The following is a 6,538-nucleotide window of genomic DNA, read 5'->3' on the forward strand; positions in this document are numbered from 1 at the left end:
ATGGCACGCTCAATCCCTTCCACTTGAGAAAAGAATTTGAAAAAATACTCAGGAGGCTTTTTAATGAGTTATGGGCCAATGAACCATGAGGCGAAAATCCACGCCCCCTTCGGTTACCTTTTCCCGTGAGGCAACGCGATATTTCCCGTTTTCCCCGGATTAAGGTTTGCCACCCGGCAATCGAATTGCCCCTCGTCCTGTCCCTTTTCGGACACTTGTAACACTCATTAACAAAAGTATTGCCGGGCGCTTGATATGGGCGGTGAAAGGGGGTAACATAAATTGCTTTTTGTGCGCCGCGCCCAATGGCCCGCGCGTGATTGTGAAAACTTCTTCCTTATTGGGAAAAATACGGGAGGCAATATAGAAGTGGCTTTGGTTTCCTGCAAGTTCGCCGTGAACGACAAGCTGGTTTTCAGGCTTTCACCTGAGCAAAGCGCCGAAAGTTTCACTTGCCTGGTCAAAAAAATCAAGGACAGGCTGGTGGCCATTGTCGTTTCTAACAAAGACAAAAGCAGGGTGAACCTTGCCGAGGGGGACACTGCGTACCTGTTTTCGGACGATGGAGCCGCAAAGTGGGTGACGCCGCTCAAATTGGCCCAGCGCCAGACATTCCCATTGATGATATTCACGATAAACGGCGAGCCGTCCCGCGCGCAAACCGGCTCAGTGGAAAATCCCCCCGCGCCGATGGACCAGATAGAGTCCATAGACACGGACCTTGGAACCCCGGCGGAAGAAATACCGGCTGTGGAGGTGCGGGCGGAGGACGAGACCCCGAAAGAGACGTTCGACGGGAAGATGGCGGACACGGAAATGGACCGTCTGGACGAAATGGTGGGGGTGACCATCCGCGAGCTTGAAAGCAGCGAAAGCCCCCCAAAGCGGCAAGAGACGATGCCGTGGAATCCGGACATGCTTGAGGACATCTCGGAGATAGACACAAGCGAGCTTGAGGCGGAACTCAACGCGGACATAGAAGAAGCCCTGGCCATGGAAGTGGAGGCGGGTATCGCTCCGCCCGAGCCTGCGGCCGAGGCCCATGAATATTCCAACGAGGACGATTTAAAGGACATGCGCCTTGTCCATGACAGAAGCTTCGAACTTGGGGAGCTTGATACGGACCAGACCACGATCTCCCCTCCCAAGGCGGAACAACCCGCGGGGCAAGAGGAACCCGGGCTGGAGGTGATTGAAAGCGGAGCCCCTCCTGTGGAGATGGAATATCATCCCGCTCCGGAACTTATGGGCGGGGATGACGCTTATTCCGTTCCGGCTCAACCGTCGGAAGACCTTTATGTCCCGGAATCCGCCGATGGTTCGGAGCAACCTGGGACTTTCCACGATTATTTCGGCCTGGCGTTGACCTGGCTGGACGACAAATCGGGCACAACAATCAAGACCTGGGGGGTATGCGCCACACTTTCTCCGCAGGGGGCGCTTATCGCCACGGACAACATGCCTCCCGAAGGGGCTCGCGGATATATCGAAGTGGAAAGGGCGTGGGCCCCCCGGCTCAAGTTTAGCGCTGTGGGCGAGGTGGAGTCGTCCTTTGGGGTCGATAACGCCACGTTCGTGAAGCTTAGGTTCACCGCGTTAAGCCCGGAGGCGGTGGATAGCATCCGGGATTACCTTGAAAATCGCATGGCGCTGTTTAGAGCCATCCGGCGGATAGCGAAAGACTGATCCGATGGGGCAAGACCTGGAGTTCGTCGCGGGTTACGCCGAAAGTGAAGACCTGAAATCCAGGTACGCCAGCCTCGGCGAACTTATTGACAGGCCGGTCAAAGTGTCCAAGGGGCAAAGGATCGCCAGGGTGATGGAAAGCGGCGCCGTCCATCCGGACGGCAAGAAAGGCCCCCGTGTGGCGGTGCCTGCGGGCAAAAAGGTTGAAGAAACGCTTGGCGGGAACATCGGCCTGACCAAGGACGAACCGCCCACGCTGGTGAGCGCGATAAACGGCTACATGTCCGTTGTGGACGGCCGCCTTGCCGTCAGCGAGATCGTGGAGATTTTCGGCGATTTCGGGGGAGAAATAAACGTGGACGCGCCCGTGCGGCTTCATGGGGGCGCCGTGAGCGGGGCGAAGATAGAGACGGCGGCGGACCTGGAGGCCCTGGGGCTTGTGGAGGGGGCGCAGATACTGGCGAAAGGCAACGTCATCCTTAAGGGGGGGCTTTCCGGCGGCGGCGAGGGCTACGTTTTTTCCGGAAAGGATTTCTATTCCACATTCGTCCAGCAGGGGAAGGTGGACTGCGAAGGGTCGATAATCGTGGACGGGCCGGTGATGAACAGCGAGATATCGGCGGGGAAGAAAATCACGCTACGGGGACGCGCCACGCTGGTGGGAGGATCGGCCAGGGCCAAGGAGGAGGTGGCGGCGCCGGTGGTGGGCTCGGAAGGGGCGTCGCAGACGGCCGTTTACCTCGGACACGATCCTTTTTTCGCCAAGCGGGTGGAAAACAGGAAAGAAGCGATAGAAAAATGCCGGCAGAAGCTTGAAGAAAGTGAACGGGCGGTGGAATTCGCGTATGGGAACCTGGATGGCGCCGTGGAAATAAACCGGGGCGACCCCTTGCAGGAAATATTCCACCTTTCGGATTTCATGCGCGAAGGGGGGATCGAAAAGCTGCCGGATGAAAGCAAGGAGGCGCTTGGAGATTACACCTCCGCCCTGCTTGACGGGATATGCCAGCGCGGACGGCTGGAAACGGAGGGGCAGGCGGACGAGGGACAGCTTGCCAATAAATCGTTCCCGGGCGCGTGCATGAAGGTGGAGAAAATAGCCCATCCCGGCGTCACCGTTTCCATAATGGGGGCGACGCTGGCGCTGGACAAGGAGTACGAACGGGTGCGTTTCATATTCAAGGACGGAGAGGTGACGGCCACCACGTTTTAGACAGGGCAATAAGCGGGAGTTAAAAAGATTTGTCAACGTTCATAGGCATAGCGGTTGGCGTGGGGCTTTTGTTCTACGCCATCCTCACCCAGGGCGGGCCGAGGATTTTCTGGGACCCTCACGGCCTGATGATCGTGCTTGGCGGCACATTCGGGGCCATTCTCATTTCGTATCCGCTTCCCCGGGTGCTAAAGGTGGTGGGGGTGCTGCTGCAGATATTCAAGAGGGAAATCCAGCGGCCGTCGTGGGTGATACGGCTTATGGTGGAATTATCGTTCAAGGCCAGGCAGAAGTCGCTGCTGTCGCTGGAAGAGGACCTGAAAAAGATAGAGAACAGGATAGTCAAGCTCGGGCTGGAATTGGTGATAGACGGCCAGCCGGGGCACCTTATCCGCGAAGTGCTGGAGACGGAGCTGGACTTCGTCCAGGCGCGCCACAGGGCGGGCGAGCACATATTCCGGAGCGCCGCCAGGTTCGCCCCGGCCTTCGGGCTTATCGGAACGCTGATCGGGCTTGTGACAATGATGCGCGGGATGGCCGGCGGCGCTGGTGAAAGCCAGACGAACATCATCGGGCAGGGCATGTCGGTGGCCCTGGTGGGCACGTTCTACGGCGCGATGCTTTCAAACCTGTTTTTCGGCCCGGTGGCGGAGAAGCTTCGGTCCCGCTCCGACGACGAGATGCTGGTGAACAGGATAATCATCGAAGGGGTGCTGATGATCCAGGGGGGGGTGAACCCGCGCATCATCGAGCGCAAGCTCAATTCGTTCCTCCCGCCGGAACTGAGAGCTTCCTATTACGACAGGCTGCTGGCCGAAAGCAGACGCAAGACCCCCGTGCGCGAGGGGGGATCCGCTTGACCGGCCTTGGCTTGAAAGGGCGACAGGATGGCTAAGAAAGTCAAACAGTCGGAACTGGACGACGCGCTCACCGACGGGGAGGCCTCGGCCATCTGGCTCATATCGCTGGCGGACATGATGTCGCTGCTGATGACTTTCTTCGTGATGCTGTTCGCGATGAATCCGGGCAAGGACGAAAGCTACCGCGAGACTCTTTCGAAAATAGGGGACGCGCTAGGCGGCAAGTCCACCGTGGAAAAAAAATCCGGGCTGGAAGACGCGCAGGGCAAGCTCGAATCGCTGGTGAAAGAAGGCAACCTTGTGCGGCAGGTGCAGTTCACCTCGGACACGCGGGGGATGGTGATGTTCGCCGAGGGAGACCTGTTTTTCGACCCGGCCTCGGCGGAGCTAAAGCCGGAGATCAGGCGTTTCCTAAGGCGGATTGGCGACATAATCAAGGAAACGCGCTACAAAGTGGTGGTGGAAGGGCATACAGACGACACCACGGGCCCCATGACCGCATTTCCCACCAACTGGGAGCTTTCGTCGGCCAGGGCTTCGTCGGTGGTGCGGTATTTCGTGGACGAGGCGGGGCTGGAGCCATACAGGTTCGCGGCGGTGGGATACGCCGGTTTCAAGCCGCGTTACGCACTGACCCCGGAGAACAGGCCCAAGAACCGCCGGGTGGAGATCGTTGTGCTTCGGGAGAAGCTTTAGTTATAAAAGCTGGCGGGAAACAATTTAATGGAACAAAAAAGCGGCGGGGGGAAAGACAACAGGCTTTTCTTCAGGTTTGAATACCCCGCGCCGGTCCGGTACCGTTTCGCGAAAAAGACCGAGCCTGGAAAATACATGGTGTCCCCATGGTTCAAGGGGGTGGGTGTGGACTTTTCCGGGGGCGGAGGCGCTTTGAACATCGGCAAGCCGCTGCCGGCGAAAACACTTGTGCTCATGGAGATAAAGTTTCCGTACAGCGACGATCCCGTGATTGCGACGGCGGAGGTGGTGCGCCGGATAGACGTGGAATACAAAGGGGCGAAAGTATCGCAGATCAGCTTTAAGTACCTGCTGATAAACAGCAACGTGCAGGACAGGATGATAAGCTTCATAATATCCAGGGGCAAGTCCACGCTGTAAAGCGGCGGGATCAAATCCCCGCTGTTATCTCCTCCGCGAAGCTCAACGCCGAGGTGAAGGCGGGGGACACGGCGTTTAGCACATGCGTGGAGCGTGGCGCCCTTTCCACAAGAAAATCCATTTCAAACCTGCGCTCCCGGACATTTATCAGTTGCGGCCGGATGCCTGCCTTGCCGGACGCTACGATGTCGTCCAGCCCTATTGACGGGACCAGCCTCCGGCACGATTCCCAGAATCCTTTGCGGCTGTACCTGCCGATCTCCTCGCGCACAAGCGCCCGGAAATTCATGCCGCCGTTTATATAAAGCCCGATAAGCCGCAGGGCCGTTTCAAAAGCCTCGGCCATGTTCAGGTCCGCGATTATCCCGTAATTTTCCCTTCCCAGCGCCGGGATCGCCGTCGGCCCGGCAAATACCTCGTCATCTATGGAGCGGGTGAAATGGACGCCAAGAAACGGAAAATTGATGTCCGGGACCGGATAGATGTTCCCTCGCGCAAGATAGTATTTTTCCGGACGCAGCTTGTAATAAATCCCCTTGAAGGGGACAAGCCTGTAGTCCATCCCAACGTTGAAACTTCTGGCCACAACGTCGGCGTACGCCCCGGCGCAGTTGAAAAAGTGGCCGAAAGAAAAAGAGCCGCCGGTGGTGGAAACACCGGCTCCGTCCGCCGTTGCGCCGGTCACCCGTTCGCCGAAAAAGAATTCCACGCCGGTATGTTTGAGCTTATCGGCCATCGCCGCAAGTATCCCCTTGCTGTCCACAACGGCTGTCCCCGGGACGTATATCCCCGCCTCATAAGGTTGACAATGCGGCTCAATCTCCCTTATGGCCGCCGCGTCCAGCCGCTCCGCCCGCAATCCCCCGCCCGCCGCGTTTTCCATCAATCGGGAGATGACCGCCAGATCGGCCTCGCGCGTGGCGATTATCACCTTGCCGGACCTGCGCAGCCGCACGCCATGCTCCAACGCAAATTGCGTCATCATTTCTCCGCCGCGCGCGCACACTTTTGCCTTCAATGATCCGGGTGGATAGTAGATTCCCGAATGGATCACTCCGCTGTTGCGTCCGCTGGCGTGAAGGCCGGGGGCCGGTTCTTTCTCCACAATGGCAATGCTTGCCTTGTGGTGTTTTTTGCGGATGGAAATGGCGGTGGCCAGCCCGATGATTCCGGCCCCGGATATCACAAAATCGAACGTGCGGTCCACAGGATAGGCCCAACCTGTTGTTGCTGTGGTTTAGATGGTCATAATAACATCAAACCAAGGAGCGAACCTGCATGTTCGCCATCGTGGGTGTCATTTTGTCATCCACGCCGAGCGCGGCGCGGCCAAGCGAAGCGCGGGCCGGGATCAGGACTTTTGTAGCGCCAGTGTGCCGACGGCAATTGCCGCCAAGATGGCGGCGCTACAAAGAACCGTGGTCAGGCCGGGCTGTTGCCCAAAAGGGAAAACACACGAAACGAACGCTGTCCGGGGTGTTCTTCACCCCGGACTCTATGTTGATAAGAGTGTTAAACTCTTGACTTTGGGACATCGGGGTGAAGATACTCACTCACATGTCAAGCCTAATTGTTTGCCGCACGGAATGCTTTGGCAGAATCAAACTCCTCACCATTTTTAAACATCCCCCATATCGCCACCAACAGCTTTCTCATCACCGCC

General features: G+C 57.8%; 6 protein-coding genes. 5 read left to right on the plus strand and 1 reads right to left on the minus strand.

The features are described from left to right. Positions 1-369 precede the first annotated feature (369 nt). From HZB29_11805 to HZB29_11825, 5 genes are read left to right on the plus strand one after another with little or no spacing between them, the layout of a single operon-like run. Positions 370-1,686, plus strand: coding sequence for a hypothetical protein (locus tag HZB29_11805; GenBank protein ID MBI5816281.1), 1,317 nt, complete (start codon positions 370-372; stop codon positions 1,684-1,686). 4 nt (positions 1,687-1,690) lie between these two features. Continuing rightward, a complete protein-coding gene (locus HZB29_11810) occupies positions 1,691-2,899 on the plus strand; it encodes a DUF342 domain-containing protein (GenBank protein ID MBI5816282.1) in 1,209 nt (402 codons plus the stop codon). Between the two features lie 29 nt (positions 2,900-2,928). Next, a complete protein-coding gene (locus HZB29_11815; GenBank protein MBI5816283.1) occupies positions 2,929-3,759 on the plus strand; it encodes a MotA/TolQ/ExbB proton channel family protein in 831 nt (276 codons plus the stop codon). Between the two features lie 27 nt (positions 3,760-3,786). Beyond that, positions 3,787-4,455, plus strand: coding sequence for a flagellar motor protein MotB (locus HZB29_11820; protein MBI5816284.1), 669 nt, complete (start codon positions 3,787-3,789; stop codon positions 4,453-4,455). A 27-nt stretch (positions 4,456-4,482) separates the two neighbouring features. Beyond that, positions 4,483-4,875, plus strand: a complete 393-nt coding sequence (locus tag HZB29_11825; GenBank protein MBI5816285.1) for a PilZ domain-containing protein — start codon at positions 4,483-4,485, stop codon at positions 4,873-4,875. 10 nt (positions 4,876-4,885) lie between these two features. On the opposite strand, the gene lhgO is transcribed toward HZB29_11825, so the two are convergent. After that, complete coding sequence (lhgO, locus tag HZB29_11830; protein MBI5816286.1) at positions 4,886-6,082, minus strand: L-2-hydroxyglutarate oxidase; 1,197 nt, start codon at positions 6,080-6,082, stop codon at positions 4,886-4,888. Between the last annotated feature and the right edge of the window lie 456 nt (positions 6,083-6,538).

This window comes from Nitrospinota bacterium (genome assembly GCA_016235255.1).
In the GTDB taxonomy this organism is placed as follows: domain Bacteria; phylum Nitrospinota_A; class UBA7883; order UBA7883; family JACRLM01; genus JACRLM01.

What these genes read in the sequence shown, in the direction of transcription:
- HZB29_11810 (MBI5816282.1), top strand. Translation starts at nt 1,691, where the DNA reads ATGGGGCAAGACCTGGAGTTCGTCGCGGGTTACGCCGAAAGTGAAGAC.
- HZB29_11820 (MBI5816284.1), top strand. Translation starts at nt 3,787, where the DNA reads ATGGCTAAGAAAGTCAAACAGTCGGAACTGGACGACGCGCTCACCGAC.
- HZB29_11825 (MBI5816285.1), top strand. Translation starts at nt 4,483, where the DNA reads ATGGAACAAAAAAGCGGCGGGGGGAAAGACAACAGGCTTTTCTTCAGG.